Here is a 1,461-nt window from a genome sequence, read left to right as displayed (position 1 = left end):
GTCATGGACTGGCTGATGTCGGGCATCGACCCCGATCATGCCGGCCTGGACCGGATTCCGACCAGCGTGGTTTCGATCGGAGATTTCGCCAGATGGCTCAAGCTGTCGCGGACCCACCTCGCCCGCAAGCTGCGCGCTGCCGAGGAACTCGGCAGCATCGGCTGGCTCGGCCAGCGCGGCCATTCGGTGATGTGGGTGTCGAACACCTTCTACCAGGAGTACATGACCGTCCAGGCCGCCAAGCTGGCCATTGTCGATGCGGCATTCGCCGCCTGTTTTCCAGTCCCGGAAGACCGCTGAGGGTCGGCGCGATCGACATCTGCCCGGACCGAGAACATTGTCTCCTGGCGATCATAACCTGTTATAGACAGGGCGCGTCTGGACACGGGCCGTGAAGGCTGAGAATGTGATCTGCGTCTTCGTGGCCGTAAGGCTGGATCGGAGCATGGGGGGAATGACGCAGACCTTTGACCATATTGCCGGTCACCCGGCATTGCATCGCTGTGTCCGTGCCCAGGCGCAGGCGATGATCCAGGCCTATGGGATGAACCCGAGGCTCGCCTCGATATTTGCCACCCAGCAGCGCTGGTTGATGGCGCATATCGGCCTTGCCCTGCATTTCAGACGGGAGCCCGATGATTACCGCAAGCAGTTGACGGCGGCGCGTTTCATCGACGTCATCCGGGAGAATTCCGTCGCCAGCCGCAACACCGCCGACGCCTTCCTCAAGGAGATGCTGCATTACAATTTCATCGAGCACCTGCCGGCAACACAGGACGGCCGCATCCGCCCCATTCAGCCAACGGTGAACACGCTGGAGACGGTTGCCGGCTGGATGATGGCGCACCTGCACACGCTGGACAGTCTCAACGGTGCGAACCGTCTGGCGACGTTTCTGGAGCGGCCCGATGCTCTCGCCAGGGTGCAGCCGCTGGTGGCCGACGGCCTGATCTCCTCCAGCCCCGTGCGCGAGCCCAGGCAGACCTTTTCGCTGTTCACCTGGCTCAACAATGGCGGCGTCGTCATGGACTGGCTGATATCGGGCGTCGATCCCGACCATGCCGGCCTCGCTGAAATACCGACCGGCGTCGTCTCGATCGGCGATTTCGCCAAATGGCTCAAGCTGTCGCGAACCCACCTGGCACGCAAACTGCGGGATGCTGAAGACCTCGGCAGCGTTGGCTGGCTTGGCCAGCGCGGCAATTCGGTGATGTGGGTGTCGGGCGATTTCTACCGGGAATACATGACCGCCCAGGCCGTCAAGCTGGCTATCATCGATGCCGCGTTCGTCAAGGCCTTCGACTCGCCGGCAGGCAGCTGACCGGTGCGGCATCCCCGGTGCGGGGATGCCCAAGCCGGCGAGCCTTTCAGTCGATATCGAATGACACGCCCTGGGCGAGCGGCAGCGCCTTGGAATAGTTCACCGTGTTGGTGGCGCGCCGCATATAGGCCTTCCATGCG

1 protein-coding gene and 2 pseudogenes are annotated in these 1,461 nt (G+C 63.0%); 2 read left to right on the top strand and 1 reads right to left on the bottom strand.

From position 1 onward, the window contains the following. Nucleotides 1-300 (top strand): annotated as a pseudogene (locus tag EN984_RS34430) (hypothetical protein); the annotation flags it as partial. 154 nt (nucleotides 301-454) lie between these two features. Beyond that, entirely contained in the window at nucleotides 455-1,321 is an 867-nt protein-coding gene (locus EN984_RS34425) for a hypothetical protein (RefSeq protein ID WP_127271538.1), read from the top strand. A 46-nt stretch (nucleotides 1,322-1,367) separates the two neighbouring features. Here the strand turns inward: EN984_RS34425 and EN984_RS34420 are convergent. Then, a pseudogene (locus EN984_RS34420) lies at nucleotides 1,368-1,461 on the bottom strand (aldehyde dehydrogenase); the annotation flags it as partial.

It is taken from the genome of Mesorhizobium sp. M7A.F.Ca.CA.004.12.1.1, assembly GCF_003997835.1.
Lineage (GTDB): Bacteria > Pseudomonadota > Alphaproteobacteria > Rhizobiales > Rhizobiaceae > Mesorhizobium.
Note: the sequence above shows the minus strand (reverse complement) of the source record. Positions and strands in the feature narration are given on the sequence as shown.